The following is an 18,783-nucleotide window of genomic DNA, read 5'->3' on the forward strand; positions in this document are numbered from 1 at the left end:
GCGCCACGTGAAGATCGAGCGGCTGGATGTCACGGCCTGCACGGTGCCGACCGACGCCCCCGAGGCGGACGCCACCCTCGCCTGGGACGAGACCACCGTCGTGGTGGTCGAGGCGCGCAGCGGCACGACCACCGGCCTCGGCTGGACCTACGCGCCGGCCGACGCCGGGTCGGTGATCCGCGACCTGCTGCGCGGCCATGTCCTGGACCGCTCCCCCATGGACGTCGCGGGGACGAACGAGGCCATGGGCCGGGCCGTGCGCAACGCGGGCCGGCCGGGGCTGGTGTCCTGCGCGATCTCCGCGGTGGACATCGCGCTGTGGGACCTCAAGGCGCGGCTGCTTCAGCTGCCGCTGCCGCAGCTGATCGGCGCGGTGCACGACACCGTGCCGGTCTACGGCTCCGGCGGCTTCACCACGTACCACGACACCCATCTGGCCACCCAGCTGACCGGCTGGGTGCACGGCCAGGGCATCGAACGCGTCAAGATCAAGATCGGTGAGGCCTGGGGCCGGGCCGTCGAACGCGACCTCGCCCGGGTGGGCCACGCGCGCGACGCGATCGGCCCGCACGCCGAGCTGTACGTGGACGCCAACGGCGCGTACAACCGCAAGCAGGCGGTGCGCGTGGGCCACGCGCTCGCCGAGCACGGGGTGGGCTGGTTCGAGGAACCGGTCTCCTCCGACGACCTGGAGGGCCTGCGGGTCGTGCGCGACCTGGTGGTCTGCGATGTCGCGGCGGGCGAGTACGGCTACATGCTGCCGTACTTCGCGCGGATGGCGCCGGTCGTGGACTGTCTGCAGGCCGACGCCACCCGCTGCGGCGGGCTCACCGTCTGGCTGCGCGCCGCCGCCCTCGCCGAGGCCACGGGGCTGGAGATCTCCGCGCACTGCGCGCCGCACGCCCACGCGCACGCGGCCGCGTGCGTACCGAACGTGCGCCACCTGGAGTGGTTCCACGACCACGCCCGCATCGAGTCCACCCTCTTCACCGGCGCCCTCGACCCCACCGGCGGCTCGGTGCGGCCCGGGGCGAGCGGCGCGCCGGGACACGGCATGTCCTTCCGCCACGAGACGGCGACGCCGTACCGGGTGCTGTGAACGGTTTCGGCACCGTCCTGCTGGCTACCCGCCGGGCCGACAACGGATGACATGGCTCTACGGATGACGGATGACCGATGACGGATGACACCGGAAAGGACGTGAACGCACATGATGGTCGCCTTCCTCGTCGCCCCCGAAGGCGTTGAGCAGGTCGAACTCACCGATCCCTGGCAGGCGGTCCGCGACGCGGGCGGCACGCCCCGACTGGTGTCCACCGCGTCCGGCCGCGTCCAGGGGTTCCATCACCTCGACAAGGCGGACACCTTCGAGGTCGACCAGACGGTGAAGGACGCCACCGTGGAGGAGTACGACGGCCTGGTGCTGCCCGGCGGGGTCGCCAACCCCGACTTCCTCCGCATGGACAAGCGGGCCGTCGCCTTCGTCAAGGGCTTCTTCGACGCGGGCAAGCCGGTCGCCGCCATCTGCCACGCGCCCTGGACGCTGGTCGAGGCCGACGTCGTACGCGGCCGCACCCTCACCTCGTGGCCCAGCCTGCGCACCGACATCACCAACGCGGGCGGTGTCTGGGTGGACGAGCAGGTCAAGATCTGCGACGGCGGCCCCAACGTCCTGATCACCAGCCGTAAGCCGGACGACCTCAAGGCGTTCAACGCGGCCTTCGTCGAGGAGTTCGCGAAGGGAGCGCCCCGATGACCGAGCAGCCGGACCGCAAGGAGCGGCAGCGCGAGGCGCACAAGGCCCCCGACCCCGCCGAGGGGCCGCTGACCACCGACCAGGGCGTGGCGGTCGACCACACCGACGACTCGCTCACGGCGGGCGAGCGCGGCCCCACGCTGATGGAGGACTTCCACTTCCGCGAGAAGCTCACCCACTTCGACCACGAGCGGATCCCGGAGCGGGTGGTGCACGCGCGCGGCGCGGGCGCCTACGGGTACTTCGAGCCGTACGAGTCCTGCGCGGAGTTCACCAAGGCCGCCTTCCTCCAGGACCCGTCCGTCCGCACCCCCGTGTTCGTACGGTTCTCCACCGTGCAGGGGCCGCGCGGCTCGGCCGACACGGTGCGCGACGTACGCGGCTTCGCCACCAAGTTCTACACCTCGGAGGGGAACTACGACCTGGTCGGCAACAACATGCCGGTCTTCTTCATCCAGGACGGCATCAAGTTCCCCGACTTCGTGCACGCGGTGAAGCCCGAACCGCACAACGACATCCCCACCGGCGCCTCCGCGCACGACACCCTGTGGGACTTCGTCTCCCTCCAGCCCGAGACCCTGCACACGATCATGTGGCTGATGTCGGACCGGGCGATCCCGCGCAGCTACCGGATGATGCAGGGCTTCGGCGTGCACACCTTCCGCTTCGTGGACGCGCGCGGCAAGGGCACGTTCGTGAAGTTCCACTGGAAGCCCAGGCTCGGCGTCCACTCCCTGGTGTGGGACGAGGCCCAGGAGTGCCAGGGCCGCGATCCCGACTTCAACCGGCGCGACCTGTGGGACGCCATCGAGGCGGGCGAGTACCCGGAGTGGGAGCTGGGTGTGCAACTGGTGCCGGAGGAGGACGAGTTCAACTTCGACTTCGACCTGCTCGACGCCACGAAGCTCATCCCGGAGGAGCAGGTGCCGGTGCGGCCCATCGGCCGCATGGTCCTGGACCGCAACCCGCACAACTTCTTCGCCGAGACCGAACAGGTCGCCTTCCACACCGCCAACGTCGTCCCCGGCATCGACTTCACCAACGACCCGCTGCTCCAGGCCCGCAACTTCTCCTACCTGGACACCCAGCTGATCCGGCTCGGCGGCCCCAACTTCGCCCATATCCCGGTCAACCAGCCGGTGGCCCCCGTCCGCAACAACCAGCGCGACGGCTACCACCAGACCACCCTCCACACCGGGACGAACTACTCCCCCAACTCGCTGGGCGGCGGCTGCCCCGCCCTCGCCGGGGCGGACGGGTACGCGTACACCCACTACGCGGAGCGCGTCGACGGCGCCAAGATCCGCAAGCGCAGCCCCAGCTTCAAGGACTACTACAGCCAGCCCGCCATGTTCTGGAACAGCATGAGCGACTGGGAGCGCGAGCACATCGTCGAAGCCTTCCGCTTCGAGCTGGGCAAGGTCGGCGCGGTGCGGGTGCGGGAGCGTACGGTCGGCGAGCTGGCCCACATCGACTACGGCCTGGCCACCGCCGTCGCCGAGGGCATCGGCGTCGCCAACCCCGTCCCGGTCAATGACAACCACAAGCCGGTCGCCTCCCCCGCCCTCAGCCTGGACAACCTGGGCGGCGACCACTCCATCCGCACCCGCACCGTCGCGGCGCTCGTCACGGACGGCGTGGACGCCGAACAGCTCACCCGGGCGCAGGAGGCGCTGACCGCCGAGGGTGCCGTCGTCGAAACGCTCGCGGCCCACGACGGCAAGGTGCGCGGCAGCGACGGCAACGGCTGCGCGGTCGACCGCGCCCTGCCGACCGTCGCCTCCGTCCTGTACGACGCCGTCCTGCTGCCCGGCGGTCCCCCCGGCACCCCCGACCTGGCCTCCGACGAGGCCGCCATGCGCTTCGTCCGCGACGCCTACCGGCACGGCAAGCCGATCGGCGCCCTGGGCTCCGGCGTCGGCCTCCTCACCGCCCTCAACCCCGACGGCCTGCATCTGTCCGCCGCCCACGGCCAGGTCTGCGCCGACCGGGGCGTGGTCACCGATACGACGACGGGCACGGCGAGCGAGGAGTTCACCCGCGCCTTCGCCGAAGCGATAGCCGCCCACCGCCACTGGACCCGCCCCCCGGCCCGCCCCTGACCACCCGGTCGGCCGGCCCCGCACCCGCCACGGGGTGCGGGGCCGGCGCGGGTCCGGGGCGCGGCCGGCGGTTTTGCTACGGCTCACGGCCCAGGAGGGCCAGGAGCTTGGTCTGGGCGTCGGCGTTCGGCGGCGGGTCCACCGGGGCCGCGAACAGGCCGCTCTTCTCCAGGTCCGCCGCGTACGGCGCGACCTGACGTACGGAGAAGTCGACCAGCGGCTTGGGGAGCCGTTCGTCGGCGCCGACGGCCCGGGCCAGATCCCACGCGTGGACCGTCGCGTCGGCCGTCATCTGGGCGCAGTACTCCGTGGCGGGGCTCGGGCCGTAGGAGAGGGCGACGGTGCGTTCCAGGGCACCGGGCTCGCGGAAGGCCGTACGGGCGACGGCGGCGACCGCGTCCCAGGTGGCGATGGGGTCGTCGCCGAGCTGGTCGCCGGACAGGACGTCGTCCTCACCGCCGGGGCGCGCGCCCTCGCGGAGCAGCGCCGGGACCCACATCTGCTCGACGGCGAGGTGGTTCACCAGGTCCCGCACGGTCCATTCGGCGCAGGGCGTGGGGCCGTCCCACTGGTCGGGCCGTACGGCGTGCACCCGCTCGGTGAACAGGTCCAGCGCCTCACCGTGTCTGGCCAGCAGCGGATGGTCCGGGGCCGGGTTCGCGGAGGTGTCAGTCATGCGCGCCGGGTACCCGCGCGCGGAGGGGTTAACAAACACGCAGAGGCGCCGGGCACGGGCCCCTGATCTCCCGTGCCCGGCGCCGCCCTCACTCCCTGCGGGCCGCTCGGCCACACGCCGGGTCCCCCGGCCCAGGGGCCTCAAACCTCGGGGAAGAATCCGTGTCGATGCCGTGGTGACGGGTACGCGGGAGGGACGAAACACCCGGACCGCCGGGAGGGAGTACATGCGACTCGGATTTCTGAATCCGCTGTTCGAACGCCCAGGCCCCTGGGCAACCGTCTACGCCGACACCTCGCACCCCGACCAGTCCGCGGCCGAGGAGCACGAACGCTCCGCCCGCGAGGCGTGCCGCCGGCTGGAGCAGCAGGGCGCCGACACGCGCACGTGCCGTGCGGTGTACGACGAGCTGATGACGGTGACACCGTCCGCCGAGCCGGTGGGCCGGGCCGTCTTCGCCTCGCGCGGCGAGGTGGTGCTCGATCCGTCGCTGACGGCGCCGCCCCGGGGCGCGCCGCACGCGTGCTGGTCGGCGCTGCCGCGTGTGGGGCCGCTGATGGAGCTGGCGGGGGACGATCCGTCCTGCCTGGTGGCGTACATCGACCGCACGGGCGCGGACTTCGAGCTGCGCGGCGCGCGCGGCGAGAGGGACGTCGGGCAGGTGACTGGGCAGCAGTGGCCGGTGCACCGCACCGCGTCGGCCGACTGGTCGGAGCGCCATTTCCAGCTGCGGACGGAGAACACCTGGGAGCACAACGCGGGACTGATCGCGGACGAGCTGCGGGCCCGCCAGGAGGAGACGCGGGCCGATCTGGTGCTGCTGGTGGGGGACGCGCGCGAGCGGCGCGCCGTTCACGACCGGCTGCCGGAGCAGCTGCGTCCCAGGGCCGCGGAGAGCGAGCACGGCGGCCGGGCCGCCGGTTCGGCCTCGCCCGGTACGCACGCCGCCCGCCTGCTGGACCGCGACGTGGACGAGGTGCGGGCCCGGCACGTGCACGACCGCACCGAGGAGGCGCTGGAGCGGTTCCAGGCGGGCCGCGTGCCCGCGGACGGCCGCGTGACGGCCGCGGAAGGCGTTCCTGCGCTGGTCGACGCGGCGCGCGAGCACCGCATCGGCACGCTGCTGATCCGGCCGGACGGCACCGATCTGTACCGCGAGGTATGGGCGGGGGCCGAGCCGGACCAGGTGGCGATGCGCCGTACCGACCTGCGGTACCTGGGCGATGCCCGGCCCGTCGCGGTGCGCGCGGACGACGCGCTGATCCGCTCGGCCGCGGCCACCGGCGCCGAGGTGCTGACGGTGCCGCCGGGCAGCGGCGGGGAGGACGCGAACGGCGCCCCGGTCGGGGGACTGGGCGCACTGCTGCGCTGGCCGTACGAGGGCGGCGCGACGCAGTGAACTCTCGGGGACATGACCATCCCACGAGCACCACGGACCCATGAAGGAAGGGGACCGACATGCAGCGAGGCAGCAACCGGCTGAGCGTTCACCGGGACGAGGAGATGAAGCAGGAGCTTCAGGGCCTGATCCGTTCCGGCCATCCGACCCGGGTCGAGGAGTGGCACGACCCGGAGCCCGCCGCCGACGACGACCCGGAGGTGACGACCGGTCCGGTGCCGTCGCCGGGGGCGATCGGCGAGGCGGAGACGCTCCGCTTCGAGTTCGCCCGCCATCTGGGCCGTACCACGTTCCCGGCGGAACGGAGCGCCGTGCTGCGCGTGCTGCACGAGCGGCACGCACCGGACCGGCTGATCGCCCTGGCCCAGGAGCTGCCCGCCGACGAGACGTTCCGCACCGTGCAGGAGGTGGTCTCCGCGCTGGGCCTGCGCCCCGAGGCGTAGGGTCCGCCCGTCCCACGCAGGACCCCGAAGAAGGCGAGCGAGATGCCTCAGTACGTGAAAGACGTCATGACGCCCACGGTCACCTCGGTGCGTCCCGATGCCTCGCTGGTGGAAGCGGCGCAGCTGATGCGCGCGCAGGACATCGGCGGGGTGTTCGTGGCGCTCCACGGTGAGCTGCTGGGCGTGCTCACCGACCGCGACATCACGCTGCGCGCGGTCGCGGACGGCGTCGATCCGCTGACGGTCAGCTGCCATCTGATGTGCACCCCGGACCCGGTGACCATCGGCCCCGATCAGGAGACCACCGAGGCGGCCGCGCTGATGCGACGGCATGAGGTGCGGCGACTGCCGGTGGTCCGGGCGGGCCGCCCGGTGGGTGTGGTGAGCATGCGGGATCTGGAGCGGGGACGGGCACCCGCCTGAGGGTGGGACCGGACGCCAAGAGGGCGGCGGAGAGCGGCGTCCGCCGTTCCCGCCGCCCTCTTTCCCACCCCTTGTCGTCCATATAGCAAGACAACTCTTCTCGCCATGCGAGATCGCGGCGTACCGTGGTGATCGCTTTTCGATCGCGGTCGACTCGATGAGGAGTTCCGTCATGCCGAACGACGCCGTCTACACCCACGGGCACCACGAGTCGGTGCTGCGCTCGCACACCTGGCGCACGGCCGCCAACTCCGCGGCCTATCTGACCGGCCATCTGCAACCCCATATGCGGATCCTGGACATCGGCTGCGGCCCCGGCACCATCACCGCCGACCTGGCCGAACTGGTGCCCCGGGGCGAGGTCGTCGGCGTCGACGCGGAGCCCGCCATCCTGGAGCGGGCGGCGCGGACGGCCGACGAACGCGGCCTGGCCAACCTCCGCTTCGCGGTCGCCGACGTCCACGATCTGGACTTCCCCGACGACTCCTTCCACATCGTCCACGCCCACCAGGTGCTCCAGCACGTCGGCGACCCGGTGCGGGCGCTGCGCGAGATGCGGCGGGTGTGCACCCCGGGCGGCATCGTCGCGGCCCGCGACAGCGACTACGCCGCCATGACCTGGCATCCGCAGGTGCCCGGGATGGACGCCTGGCTGGACCTCTACCGCCGGGTCGCGCGGGCCAACGGCGGCGAGCCGGACGCGGGGCGCCGGCTGCGGTCCTGGGCCCTGGAGGCGGGCTTCGACGGCGCCGCCATCACCTCCGGCGCCGGCACGTGGTGCTACGCCACTCCCGAGGAGCGGGCGTGGTGGAGCGGGCTGTGGGCGGACCGTACGGTCGCGTCCTCCTACGCCCGGCGCGCGGTGGAGGGCGGCCATGCCACGGAGGCGGAGCTGCGGGACGTGGCGAGCGCCTGGCGCGAGTGGGGCAGCCGGGACGACGGCTGGTTCGGCGTCCTCCACGGCGAGCTGCTGTGCCGTGCCTGACGTGCGGTTGAGGTTCAACTAGGCTCGCCCGCATGGACATCATGGGGACTTCACTGCGGGTCTGCGTCGACGATCTGGACTCCGCCATCACCGTCTACGAACGGCTCACCGGCGCCGAGGCGTCCCGCTCCCAGCGCGGCGGCGTCTCGGTCGCGGCGGTCGGCTGCTTCTTCCTGATGAGCGGCCCGGAGTCGGAGATGGCGATCCTCCGCAAGATCACGGCGACGATCGCGGTGAAGGACGTGGACGAGGCGGTCTCCGACCTGACGGCGGTCGGCGCGCAGATCGTCGCGGGCCCGATCCCCGCCCCCACCGGCCGCATGCTGGTGGCCCGCCACCCGGACGGTTCGATCTTCGAGTACGTGGACCGCAACCCCGGCGCCTGACAGCGCACCCCGGCCGGTCGGCGGGGCGCCTGTCCCGGCGCTCCCGCCGACCGGGTGATCTACGCGGGCCTCAGCATGTCGCTGGTCATGGCCCAGCGGTCGTGGTCGCGCCACGCTCCCTCGATGTGGAGGAAGTCGGGCGAGAAGCCCTCCAGCCGGAAGCCGAGCCGCTTGACGAGCGCGGTCGACGCCTCGTTGCCGGGCTGGATGTTGACCTCGATCCGGTGCAGCCCGAGCGGCCCGAAGGCCTGCCGCAGCACCAGCTCCAGCCCCTCGGACATGTAGCCGCGCCCGGCGGCGGGCGGGAACGCGCCGTAGCCGATCGAACCGCACTGGAACGCGCCGCGCACGATGTTGTTGATGTTGATGAATCCGGCGAGCGCGCCGGTCTCCCGTACGCAGACCAGGTAACCGAGCCGGTCCCCCCGCTCCAGTTGGGTGATGAAGCCCTCGTAGACCTCGTCGGTCATGGGCATGGTCAGCCAGGGGCGGTGGAAGGCGACGCTCTCCCGCGCGAGCCGGACGAATTCGGGGCCGTCCTCACGCCGATGGGGCCGGATGGCCGCGCGGGTTCCCTCGGCGAGATACGCATGATCAGGCATTGGCCAATGATGGTACGGAGGCCCGTTCTCCGCCACCGCCTTTGATGGCCCCAGACCCACCTGGTCACATTCATGAACACCCTCCATGAAGGGACCTCTTGGCTTTTCGAGTCCGGCAGAGACCTCAACACCAGCTCAGCGCTGCGGAATAAGTGCTTCACAGGTCATTGACCGAGTTCATACAGAACCGTATGGTCCTGCGCACCACTCGTTGACTGTTCACAGGGATGAACATATCGCCAGGAGAGCACCATGGCACAGCAGGGTCCCCCCGGCCAGGACGCGGCGCCCGCCCCGGAGCTGGTCGACCGGGCGGTGAGCAAGTTCTTGCGGCGCGTCATGCCGATGCTGGTGTTGATGCTGGTCGTCAATCAGATGGACCGCACCAACGTCGGGTTCGTACAGGACGACCTCAGTGCCGACATCGGGGTCGGCGCCGCCGCCTACGGCTTGGGCGCCGGGCTGTTCTTCATCAGCTACGCCATCTTCGAAGTGCCGAGCAACATGCTCATGGAGCGCTTCGGCGCCCGCGTCTGGCTCACCCGCATCATGATCAGCTGGGGAGCGGTGACGCTCGCCATGTGCTTCATGCACGGCGCCACCTCCTTCTACCTGCTGCGCTTCCTGCTCGGCATCGCGGAGGCGGGGTTCTTCCCGGGCGTCATGTACTACATGACCACCTGGCTGCCCGACTCCTACCGGGGCAAGGCCAGCGCCATCTTCCTCGGCGGCTCCGCGACCGCGTACATCGTCACCGGCCCGATCAGCGGCGCGTTCCTCGAAATGCACGGCATCGGCGGGTTCGCGGGCTGGCGCTGGATGTTCGCCATGGAGGGCGCCATCTCGATCGTGGTGGGCCTCGTCGCCGCGTTCTTCCTCGTCTCCCGGATCAACGACGCCCGCTGGCTCAAGCCCGAGGAGCGCACGGCCCTCACCGCGGCGATCGCACGCGACCGGGAGACCCGCAGCCGCGAACCCAAGGTGCCCCGGTGGCGTCTGGTGCTCCACCCGCAGGTCGCGCTGCTCACCCTCGTCTTCTTCGCCATGGCGCTGACCGGCTACGCCATCACCTTCTGGCTGCCGAGCCTGGTCGACGACATCGGCGGTCTTTCACCCTTCCAGATCGGCCTGCTCTCGGCCATCCCGTGGATCTGCGCGGTCATCGCCATGTACACCATGAGCCGCTACACCGACCGCATGCCGGACCGGCGCCCCTATCTCGCCATCGTGCTGGTGCTCTCGGCCGTCGGCACCTTCCTCGCCACCCTCGGCTCCCCGTGGTTCGGGCTCGCGGCCCTCACCCTGGCCGCCGTCGGCAGCAAGTGCGGCGCCAACCTCTTCTGGCCGCTGGCCCAGTCCAGCCTCGACCTCAAGGTCACGGCCTCCGGGCTCGCCGTGATCAACTCCCTCGGCAACCTGGGAGGGTTCGTCGCCCCGACCCTCTTCGGCTACCTGGAGGAGACCACGGGCAGCACCAACGGCGGGCTCTACTCGCTCTCCGCCGCCTCCCTGGTCGCCGTCATCGGGGTCTACCTGCTGCGCCGCCCGGCGGCCGGGACCGGGACCGCTGCCGGCACCGAGACCCCCGCCCCGGCACCCGCGCCCTCCACGACCTGACCCTCCGGGGTGCCCCCGGCCCGGGCTATCCAGCCCGGCCGGGGCCGCGCAGGGCCATGGCCGCCGCGTAACCGGACTCCACGGGGACGTCGATCAGCGCCCACGGGCCCACCGGCACCGGCTCCCGGCCGGTGCCGACGTAGTCCTGCGCCGGGTCCTGGGACAGCCCGGTGCCGATGCCCTTGAGATACGCCTCCTTGCGCGTCCAGCAGCGGCCGAAGGCGGCGGGCCGGTCCGCGATCGGCAGCGCGTCCAGCTCGGCGCGCTCCCTGGGGTGGAGGCTCTGGGCCACCTGGTCCACCACGGAGGCCGGCTGCAGCTTCTCCACATCGGCCCCGACCGGAGTCCCGGCGAACGCGAAGAGCACCAGGTCACCGGCGTGCGACATATTGAAGTGGAGCGGGGCGCCGACCACCGCGGGGCGGCCGTGCGGACCGCCGCAGCCGGGGCAGTCCTCGCGGGTGAACGGAACGGCCGCCGGGTCCACGCCCAGATAGCCGCCGAGCAGCTGCCGCAGCCCCATATGGGCCGCCGTGTACCGCTCCCGGTCCTCGGCGCGCAGGAACCTCCCGGCCCGCTCCAGCTCCTCGGCGTCGAGGACCTTGCCGGGTGCGGCGGCGTCCAGAGCGGCGGTGTACGCCGAGACGCTGAGCAGCCAGGTCTCGGGCTCGCCGCCCTGCGGCCACCCACCGGCCAGGGCGGTGGGCAGCGGCTCACGGCCGACGGGGCGCGGGGCCCGTGCGGTGGTCAACTGGTCCCTCCGATACGAATGATGGCGAAACAGCTCACATGCCGGATCGTGGCGCTGGCGCTCACGCTACCGCTCCCCCGCGGCCGATGCCGCGCAGCGCGCTCATCCCCGCAGCTCCAGCGCGGGCACCCCGGCCTCCGGGAGGCCGAAAACCCGGGCGTACAGGGACAGTTCGGCCTCCAGGGCGCGGACCATGGTGTCGGCGCGGCGGAAGCCGTGCCCCTCGCCCTCGAAGGTGAGATACGCGTGCGGCACCCCGCGCCCCGCCATCGCCGCCAGGAACCGCTCGCACTGCGCGGGCGGGCAGATCGTGTCGTCCAGCCCCTGGAGCAGCAGGAACGGCGAGGTGATCCGGTCGGCCCGGTGCAGCGGGGAACGCTCCCGGTAGCGGTCCGGGACCTCGGCGACCGGGCCGATCAGCGATTCGGCGTACCGGGATTCAAAGTCATGGGTCTCGCCGGTGACCCAGGCGGCGGGGTCGAGGATCGGGTAGATGACCGTGCCGCACGCGTACAGCCCGGTGGCGGTGAGCGACACCGCCGCCGTCCAGCCGCCCGCGCTGCCCCCGCGGATCGCCAGCCGGGCCCGGTCGGCGACGCCCTCGTCGGCGAGCGCCGCGGCGACGGCGGCGCAGTCCTCGACGTCGGCCACGCCCCACCGCTCGCGCAGCCGGTCGCGGTAGGCGCGGCCGTAGCCGGTGGACCCGCCGTAGTTGACCTCGACGACGCCGATGCCGCGCGAGGTGAAGTACGCGATCTGCAGATCGAGGACGAGCGGCGCCCGCCCGGTGGGCCCGCCGTGCGCCCACACCACATACGGCGGCAGCTCGCCGGGCGGCGCGGTGTGGCCGGGGTTGTGGGGCGGGTAGAGGTGGGCGTGGATCTCGCGGCCGTCCGCGCCGGTGAAGGTGCGGACCCGCGGCCGCGGGTAGTACGCGGGGTCGACGGGGTCGGTGTGGGCGCTGCCGATGACACGGGCGCGGCCGGTGCGGGTGTCCAGCTCCACGACCTCGTGCCCGCTGTACGGGCTCGCGGCGACGCCGACGACCCGGGTGCCGTCCACGGCGAGCGCCGGCTCCCACTCGGTCCACGGCCCGGCGGCATCGGCCAGCTCACCGGTCTCGGGGTCGAGGATCCCGAGCGTCTGGGCGCCCCGCCCGTGCAGCACGGCGATGAGCCCGCCTTCCAGCGGCGCGAACCAGCGGTGCCCGAGCTTCCACAACGGCCCCCCGAATTCCTCCCGGCGGGGGCACAGGGTGCTGCTCGCGATGACGTCCCCGCCCACCGGGGCGGGGTCGATCCGCTTCAGGTTCCACCAGCCGCCGAGGTCCGAGACGAACAGCAAGGAGCCGTCGGCCGCCCACTCGGCCTGCGCCACCGATTCACCGGTGTCTCCCACGAGCGGCCGCACCCCGGTGAACGGGCCGTCGTCCGCCACCTCGGCGATCATCACCACCGTGCCGTCCCACGGCATCCGCGGATGGTCCCAGGCGATCCACGCGACCCGGCGGCCGTCCGGTGCGAGCCGGGGGCCGGTGACGAAGTCGTGGCGGGCGTCGGTGAGTTCGCGCAGCCGAGTGCGGTCCTCGGCGGCCGAGCCGTCCAGCGGTACGGCGGCGATCACGCGCCGCACGTCGGTCGGCCGCTCACCCGTGGACTCCTCCAGGACGCACCACACCTCGCCGCGGTCCTGGTGGAGCCGGAGGTCCGCCCAGCGCAGGCCCTCGCCCACCTCCGACACCGGGGTCAGCGGGCGCGGCGGGGCGCCCGCCGGGGCGTCCGGCTCGTACGCGTACAACCGCTGGTCGGCGAAGTGGGCGAACACCACCAGCGGGCCGCCGGCCGGGCGCGGCGCGGCGGCCCAGGGGGTGCCGCCGTACCCCATGACCTTGCTGCGCGCGTTCCACGGCGGGGGCAGCACCGGCTCCTCGCTGCCGTCGGCCCGCAGCCGCACCAGCGCGCGGCGGCCGCCCTCGGTGGGGCGGGGCGCGGTCCACCACACCTCGGGCCCGACCGTGCCCACGTACTCGGGGTGGCCGTCGCGGGAGGCGGCGAGGGCGGCGTCGACCGGGGAGGGCCAGGTCCCGTACGGGGCCGTGGCCATGACCTGCTGCACCACCGGCTCACGCCCTCCGCAGGAAATGGTCGAGCACCCGGACGCCGAAGTGCAGGGCGTCGACCGGCACCCGCTCGTCCACGCCGTGGTAGAGCGCCTGGTAGTCGAAGCCCTCGGGCAGCCGCAGCGGCGAGAAGCCGTATCCGCGGATGCCGAGCCGGGAGAACTGCTTGGCGTCGGTGCCGCCCGACATGCAGTACGGCACGGCGTGGCCGCCCGGGTCGAAGCGCTGGACGGCGGCGCGCATCGCCTCGTACGTGGGCGCCTCGGGCCCGACCGGGGCCTCCAGCGGGACCTCGCGGTGGTGGAACTCCCAGTCGACGTCCGGGCCGGTGAGCCGGTCGAGGGTCTCCCGGAACTCGTCCTCGCCGCCGGGCAGCATCCGCCCGTCGACATAGGCGGTGGCGCTGCCGGGGATCACATTGATCTTGTAACCGGCCTCCAGGACCGTCGGGTTGGCGCTGTTGCGCACGGTCGGCTCGATGAGGGCGGCGGCCGGGCCCAGCTTGGCGAGCAGTTCGTCGACGTCGAAGCCGGGCGCGTCCACATCGGCCGGGATGTCCTGGAGCGCGGCGATCTCGGTGAGCGCCGCCTTGACGGTGGGCGTCAGCCGGACCGGCCAGCGGTGGTCGCCGATGCGGGCGACGGCGGCGGCCAGCCGGCTGACCGCGTTGGCCCGGTTGACCTTCGAGCCGTGTCCGGCCCGGCCGTGCGCGGTGAGCTTCAGCCAGGCCGTGCCGCGCTCCCCCGCCGCGATGGGGTAGAGCCGCAGCCCGGGCCCGGCGTGGAAGGTGAAGGCGCCGGATTCGCTGATGCCCTCGGTGCAGCCCTCGAACAGATCCGGGTGCTGGTCGGCGAGGTAGCCGGAGCCCCAGGCGGCGCTGTCCTCCTCGTCGGCGGTGAAGGCCAGCACGATGTCCCGGCGGGGCCGCGCCCCGGCCCGCGCCCAGGCCCGGGCGACGGCGAGGACCATCGCGTCCATGTTCTTCATGTCGATGGCGCCCCGGCCCCACACCACCCCGTCGCACACCTCACCGGAGAAGGGGTGCACGGTCCAGTCGGCGGGCTCGGCGGGCACCACGTCCAGATGGCCGTGGACGAGCAGCGCGGGCGCGGTCGGATCGGTGCCCTCGATCCGGGCGACCACATTGGTGCGCCCCGGCGACCGCTCCAGCAGCGTGGGGTCGATGTCCACGTCGCTGAGCATCTCCGCCACGTACTCGGCGGCCGGGCGCTCCGAGCAGTCCCCGCCGCCGCGGTTGGTGGTGTCGATGGCGATCAGCTCGGAGGTGAACCGCACCACCTCCTCCAGGGCCTGGGCGTCGATCGGGTCGTGCGCCTCCGGGCGGGCCGTGTCAGCCATATTGCTCCTCCACCGCGGCCGATACGACCGTCGTGACCGCCTTGAAGCAGCGGATCCCCTCGTACATGGTCGGTGAGGTGTAGGCGACGCGCCGCTCGCCGCTGCGCTCCACGCCCGGTACGACGCTCGCCGCCCCCACCAGATGCTCGGCGTCGAATTCCAGCTCGATCGTGAACGGCCCCCGCTGCGGGGGTTCGTGGCGCACCGCCAGCACCGTGGCCTCCCGCGCCGCCCGGCGGATGTCCGCGGCGGTGCGGGCGGGGGTGCGGCACACCGCCGCATAGCGCGAGACGTAGTCCTTGACGGCGACACACCGGGCGTCCGGCGCATAGCCCTTGGCGTCCTCGCAGGTCTTGTCGTCGCCGGTGACCAGCACCACCGGTACGCCGTATTCGGCGGCCACGAGCGCGTTGAGCAGGCCCTCACTGGCCCGGGCGCCGTTCGCCCAGACGCCGGTCACGGAGTTGGGGAGGTAGGTGTGGGCGAGCACGCCCTCGGTGCCCGCGCCGGTGTGATAGCCGATGAACGCCACCCCGTCCACATCGCCGTGCTGCACCCCCTCGACCATGCTGAGCGTCTTGTGCCGCCCGGTGATCATCTGCGCCCGCTGGTCCAGCTTCTCCAGCAGCAGATTGCGCATGGACGAGTGCGCCTCGTTGATGAGGACCTCATCGGCGCCGCCGTCGAAGAACCCCTGCACCGCCGCGTTCACATCGGAGGTGAACGGATGCCGGAAGCGCTCCCACTGCGGGCTGCCGGGCAGGACATCACCCGGCCAGGTCACACCGGTGGCACCCTCCATGTCGGCGCTGATGAGGATCTTCATGGTTCGTTACGTTACGCGCTGCGCGGGGGCCGAACCACCCCTGTGGATAACCCCCCTAGCCCGCCGCGGCACCGGCCACCACGAACCACCGGGCGGGCAGCTCCACCCGTGAACCGTCGGCCCATTGCTCCGTCTGGGCCAGGGCCGTGGGGCCCTCGGCCAGGATCCGCAGACCCGCCTGCGCCAGCAGGTCCGGCACCTCGGCGTTCCCCGCGTCGGCCGGTTTGAGGCCGTGGTCGAAGACGCGGCGGAGCTTCCGCGGCGGGCCGCCGGGGCTCTCGGCCAGCCGGGCCAGCGTCGCCTTGGACTCCTCCGTCAGCTCCGTGACGAAGCCCCGGCCACGGCGGCCGATCAGGGCGGCCACCGCCTCGGCGACGAGGCGGCGGTCGGGGGCGTCACTCTGGTGGATGACGGCGCGCATATAGACGTTGACGTCACCGAGGTCCTCGCGCAGCGCACGCACGGCCGCCGGGTCGGTCAGGCTCAGCTGCCGGAACTCGGCGGTCCCGGCCGGATCGGCGCGCCGCGCGTGCGCGACCGCCGCCTGGGACAGGTCGACGCCCAGGGCGCGGCCGCAACGGGTGGCCAGATAGCGGGTCTGGGTGCCGTTGCCGCAGCCCAGGTCGACGATGGGGAGGGAGAGGTCGGCGTGCGGGGCCAAGCGGTCGACGTCCCGGGCGGCGCTCAGCGCCGGGTCGGCGTCCCAGATGGCCTCGCCGGGGGCGTCCGAGGTGCCCCGCCAAAAGCTCTCCCAGTTCCTCCGGTAGCTCTCCGACACGCTCATCGCCACTCCCCAGTCCGTCGTCACGTCCGTACGTGCCTACCCCGGTGCGGGTCAGGTGTGACGTGCGGGACCGGTCAGTGTCTGCTCGAACCAGACGGTCTTGCCCTGCCGCGTCCGGCTCGTCCCCCACTCCCTGGCCAGCTCGCTGATCACGCGCAGCCCGCGCCCGTACTCGTCGTCCGGGCGGGCGTCCAGCAGGGCGGGCAGTTCGTGGTCGTCGTCCGCGACCTCGCACAGCAGCGCCTCGGTGCGGACCAGGCGCAGCACCACATGGTGGGTGTGGGCGTGCCGCACCGCGTTGGTCACGGCCTCGCTGACGAGCAGTTCGGCGGTCTCCACGGCGTGCGGCAGGCCCCAGCGCAACAGCTGCTCACGGACCAGGCCGCGGGCCCGGCCCACCTCGGCCGGGTCGAGGGCCAGCCGCCACTGGGCGACGTCGTCAGGGGGGATGCCGCCCAGCCGGGCCATCAGCAGCGCCACATCGTCCTTGCGGCCGCCGCGTTGACCCAGCGCCCGGATGACGGTGTCGCACGCGTCGTCCATCGACGCCGCCGGGTGGGCGGCGGATTCGCACAGCGCGGCGAGCCCGGCGCCGATGTCCTGACCGCGCACCTCGACCAGGCCGTCCGTGCACAGGATGAGGCGGTCGCCGGGCGCGACCCGCACGGTGGCCGTCTCGAAGGGCACCCCGCCCACGCCGATCGGCGCGCCCGTCGGCAGGTCCAGCAGCGCGCTGCGGCCGTCCTGGGCGCGCACCAGCACCGGCGGGATGTGGCCCGCGTTGGCCAGCAGCAACTCGGAGCGGATCGGGTCGTAGACCGCGTACAGACAGGTGGCCAGATAGTGCTCGCCGAGCCGCTGCGCCAGGTCGTCCAGGTGGCGCAGCAGCTGCGCGGGCGGCAGGTCGAGGGCGGCCATGGTCTGGACGGCGGTGCGTAGCTGGCCCATCATCGCGGCCGAGGTCAGCCCGTGCCCCATCACATCGCCGACGACCAGCGCGGTGCGCGAGCCGGACAGCTTGATGGCGTCGAACCAGTCCCCGCCGACCCGCCCGAGCCGGGTGCCGGGCAGATAGCGGGTGGCGGTGTCACAGCCCGCCATGCGCGGCGTCACCTGGGGCAGCATGCTGTCCTGCAGCGTCTCGGCCACGTTCTCCTGGTACGTGTACATGCGGGCGTTGTCGAGCACGAGCCCGGCGCGGGCGGCGAGTTCGGCGCCGGTCGTGCGGTCCATGTCGCCGAACACCTCACGGCCCGCGCGGCGCAGCAGCACCATGAAGCCGAGCACCACGTCGCGCGCCTTGAGCGGCACGATGAGGATCGACCGGCCGTTGATCAGCGGGCGCAGGTCGCGCTTCTCGAACTGCCCGGCGATCCGGTCGCCCAGCTCGTCGCTGATGTACGGGATGAGCACGGGCTCACCGGTGACCATGCACTGGAAGAACGGGGTGTGCTCGGGGAACGCGATGCTCTCCCCGACCGGCACCGTGTCGTCCCAGCGCCCCGGCTCGTCGTTGTGCGCGACCCAGACGCGGTGCCAGACGGTGGTGATGTCGGGCGGGCCGTCGGGGAAGCCCTCGCCCGCGAGGACCTGGGCGCGCAGATGCGTACCGGCGAAGTCGGCGAAGCGGGGGACGGCGGCGCTGGTCACCTCGCGGATGGTGCGGGCCAGGTCGAGGGAGCTGCCGATGCGGCCGCTGACCTCGTTCAGGAACTCCAGGCGCTCGCGGACGGCGGCGTGTTCGAGGTCCTCCTCGAGGTCCGCGAGGTCGTCCTCCAGGTCTTCGAGCGGCGCCGGCCCGGGCGGCGGCTGCTCGGCCGCGCGGCGCCGGACCGCCCGGCGGGCCTGGCGCTCGCGGTAGCGGGGCATGCCCCAGTCCGGGGTCACCGGGACCCGCTCGTGGTGGCTGATCTCCAGCACGGGGTAGCCGAGATCGAGGATCTGGGCGACGATCCGGCCGCCGGTGGCCGGGCCCATGTTCGGCAGGATGTCCGGCAGCCGGTCCGCGAGCAGCTCGGCGCCGGGGAACTCGGTGTGCAGCGCGAAACCCGGCGCGTACCGCTCGTCCGGGGCGGCCCCGGTGAGCGCCGTGGCGTCCGCCGCCAGCACCAGCAGCCGCTCGGGGCCCGGCCCCGCGAGGGGGTACGCCCACCACAGGACGTCGACCTGGGCGGCGTCGGCCGCGAGGGTCATCCGGGCGCGGCCCGCGGTGGGGTAGGTGCGCGGGCCGTCGAGGGTGTCGTCCTGCTCCGCCCGGTGGGTCTCGTACGCCTCGTCCGGCAGGTCCGCGCCGCGCAGGGCGCCCGAGACCGGCATGAGATCGACGGCGGGGGCGCCGATGGCCTGTTCACGGGTGTGTGCGAAGAGCTTGCGGGCGCCGGAACTCCAGTGCGTGACCAGCCCGTCGGCGTCGACGACGACCACCGCGAGCGGGATCCGGCCGGACACCTCCGTGCGCCGCGCCGGAACTCTGGGCGCCCCGTCCTGCCCGCCGTCGCCGCGCGACGTGCCCTGCTCCATAGGCGGAAGACTCCTTCGCACGCAAGATCTGCGAC

Annotated in this window: 17 protein-coding genes; 9 read left to right on the plus strand and 8 right to left on the minus strand. The window is 72.9% G+C overall.

Features of this window, described 5'->3' with window-relative positions:
* Positions 1-7: 7 nt before the first annotated feature.
* The 3 genes from ASC60_RS10255 (at position 8) to ASC60_RS10265 (ending at position 3,858) form a co-directional block, all read left to right on the plus strand.
* Positions 8-1,099 carry an enolase C-terminal domain-like protein gene (locus ASC60_RS10255; RefSeq protein WP_055549172.1) on the plus strand — a complete coding sequence of 364 codons (1,092 nt, stop codon included), beginning with the start codon at positions 8-10 and terminating at the stop codon, positions 1,097-1,099.
* 111 nt (positions 1,100-1,210) lie between these two features.
* The gene (locus ASC60_RS10260) at positions 1,211-1,756 is read left to right on the plus strand and encodes a type 1 glutamine amidotransferase domain-containing protein (protein ID WP_055549174.1); all 546 of its coding nucleotides are present in this window, start codon (positions 1,211-1,213) and stop codon (positions 1,754-1,756) included.
* Positions 1,753-3,858: a catalase gene (locus ASC60_RS10265; protein ID WP_055549175.1), complete on the plus strand. Its 2,106-nt coding sequence runs from the start codon at positions 1,753-1,755 to the stop codon at positions 3,856-3,858. Before ASC60_RS10260 ends, ASC60_RS10265 begins: the two co-directional genes overlap by 4 nt.
* Before the next feature lie 76 nt (positions 3,859-3,934).
* Here the strand turns inward: ASC60_RS10265 and ASC60_RS10270 are convergent, their stop codons facing one another.
* Complete coding sequence (locus tag ASC60_RS10270) at positions 3,935-4,534, minus strand: TIGR03086 family metal-binding protein (RefSeq protein WP_055549177.1); 600 nt, start codon at positions 4,532-4,534, stop codon at positions 3,935-3,937.
* A 226-nt stretch (positions 4,535-4,760) separates the two neighbouring features.
* On the opposite strand from ASC60_RS10270, the gene ASC60_RS10275 reads away from it, so the two are divergent.
* The 5 genes from ASC60_RS10275 (at position 4,761) to ASC60_RS10295 (ending at position 8,170) form a co-directional block, all read left to right on the plus strand.
* On the plus strand, positions 4,761-5,933 hold the full coding sequence (locus tag ASC60_RS10275; RefSeq protein ID WP_055549179.1) for a Vms1/Ankzf1 family peptidyl-tRNA hydrolase: 1,173 nt from the start codon (positions 4,761-4,763) through the stop codon (positions 5,931-5,933).
* Between the two features lie 59 nt (positions 5,934-5,992).
* The gene (locus ASC60_RS10280) at positions 5,993-6,376 is read left to right on the plus strand and encodes a DUF2795 domain-containing protein (RefSeq protein ID WP_055549181.1); all 384 of its coding nucleotides are present in this window, start codon (positions 5,993-5,995) and stop codon (positions 6,374-6,376) included.
* 42 nt (positions 6,377-6,418) lie between these two features.
* Positions 6,419-6,799, plus strand: a complete 381-nt coding sequence (locus tag ASC60_RS10285; protein ID WP_055549183.1) for a CBS domain-containing protein — start codon at positions 6,419-6,421, stop codon at positions 6,797-6,799.
* A gap of 172 nt (positions 6,800-6,971) precedes the next feature.
* Positions 6,972-7,784: a class I SAM-dependent methyltransferase gene (locus ASC60_RS10290; RefSeq protein ID WP_055549185.1), complete on the plus strand. Its 813-nt coding sequence runs from the start codon at positions 6,972-6,974 to the stop codon at positions 7,782-7,784.
* A 32-nt stretch (positions 7,785-7,816) separates the two neighbouring features.
* A complete protein-coding gene (locus ASC60_RS10295; protein ID WP_055549186.1) occupies positions 7,817-8,170 on the plus strand; it encodes a VOC family protein in 354 nt (117 codons plus the stop codon).
* A gap of 59 nt (positions 8,171-8,229) precedes the next feature.
* Here ASC60_RS10295 and ASC60_RS10300 read toward each other — a convergent pair whose 3' ends face one another.
* A complete protein-coding gene (locus ASC60_RS10300) occupies positions 8,230-8,772 on the minus strand; it encodes a GNAT family N-acetyltransferase (RefSeq protein WP_055549188.1) in 543 nt (180 codons plus the stop codon).
* 252 nt (positions 8,773-9,024) lie between these two features.
* Here ASC60_RS10300 and ASC60_RS10305 point away from each other — a divergent pair, with 252 nt between their 5' ends.
* Positions 9,025-10,389: an MFS transporter gene (locus ASC60_RS10305; protein WP_055549190.1), complete on the plus strand. Its 1,365-nt coding sequence runs from the start codon at positions 9,025-9,027 to the stop codon at positions 10,387-10,389.
* A 25-nt stretch (positions 10,390-10,414) separates the two neighbouring features.
* On the opposite strand, the gene ASC60_RS10310 is transcribed toward ASC60_RS10305, so the two are convergent.
* From ASC60_RS10310 to ASC60_RS10335, 6 genes are all read right to left on the minus strand, one after another.
* A complete protein-coding gene (locus tag ASC60_RS10310) occupies positions 10,415-11,140 on the minus strand; it encodes a 4'-phosphopantetheinyl transferase superfamily protein (protein WP_107097035.1) in 726 nt (241 codons plus the stop codon).
* A 102-nt stretch (positions 11,141-11,242) separates the two neighbouring features.
* A complete protein-coding gene (locus ASC60_RS10315; RefSeq protein WP_055549990.1) occupies positions 11,243-13,243 on the minus strand; it encodes a prolyl oligopeptidase family serine peptidase in 2,001 nt (666 codons plus the stop codon).
* A gap of 19 nt (positions 13,244-13,262) precedes the next feature.
* Complete coding sequence (locus ASC60_RS10320; protein WP_055549191.1) at positions 13,263-14,618, minus strand: M20/M25/M40 family metallo-hydrolase; 1,356 nt, start codon at positions 14,616-14,618, stop codon at positions 13,263-13,265.
* Entirely contained in the window at positions 14,611-15,444 is an 834-nt protein-coding gene (locus tag ASC60_RS10325) for a M55 family metallopeptidase (RefSeq protein ID WP_055549193.1), read from the minus strand. The genes ASC60_RS10320 and ASC60_RS10325 overlap by 8 nt, the downstream gene beginning before the upstream one ends.
* A gap of 55 nt (positions 15,445-15,499) precedes the next feature.
* On the minus strand, positions 15,500-16,228 hold the full coding sequence (locus ASC60_RS10330; RefSeq protein WP_055549195.1) for a class I SAM-dependent methyltransferase: 729 nt from the start codon (positions 16,226-16,228) through the stop codon (positions 15,500-15,502).
* Between the two features lie 51 nt (positions 16,229-16,279).
* Positions 16,280-18,748 (minus strand): SpoIIE family protein phosphatase, encoded by a 2,469-nt coding sequence (locus ASC60_RS10335; protein WP_199830916.1) that lies wholly within the window; start codon positions 18,746-18,748, stop codon positions 16,280-16,282.
* Positions 18,749-18,783 lie beyond the last annotated feature (35 nt).

This window comes from Streptomyces sp. NBRC 110028, assembly GCF_001417735.1.
Taxonomy (GTDB): Bacteria; Actinomycetota; Actinomycetes; order Streptomycetales; family Streptomycetaceae; genus Streptomyces.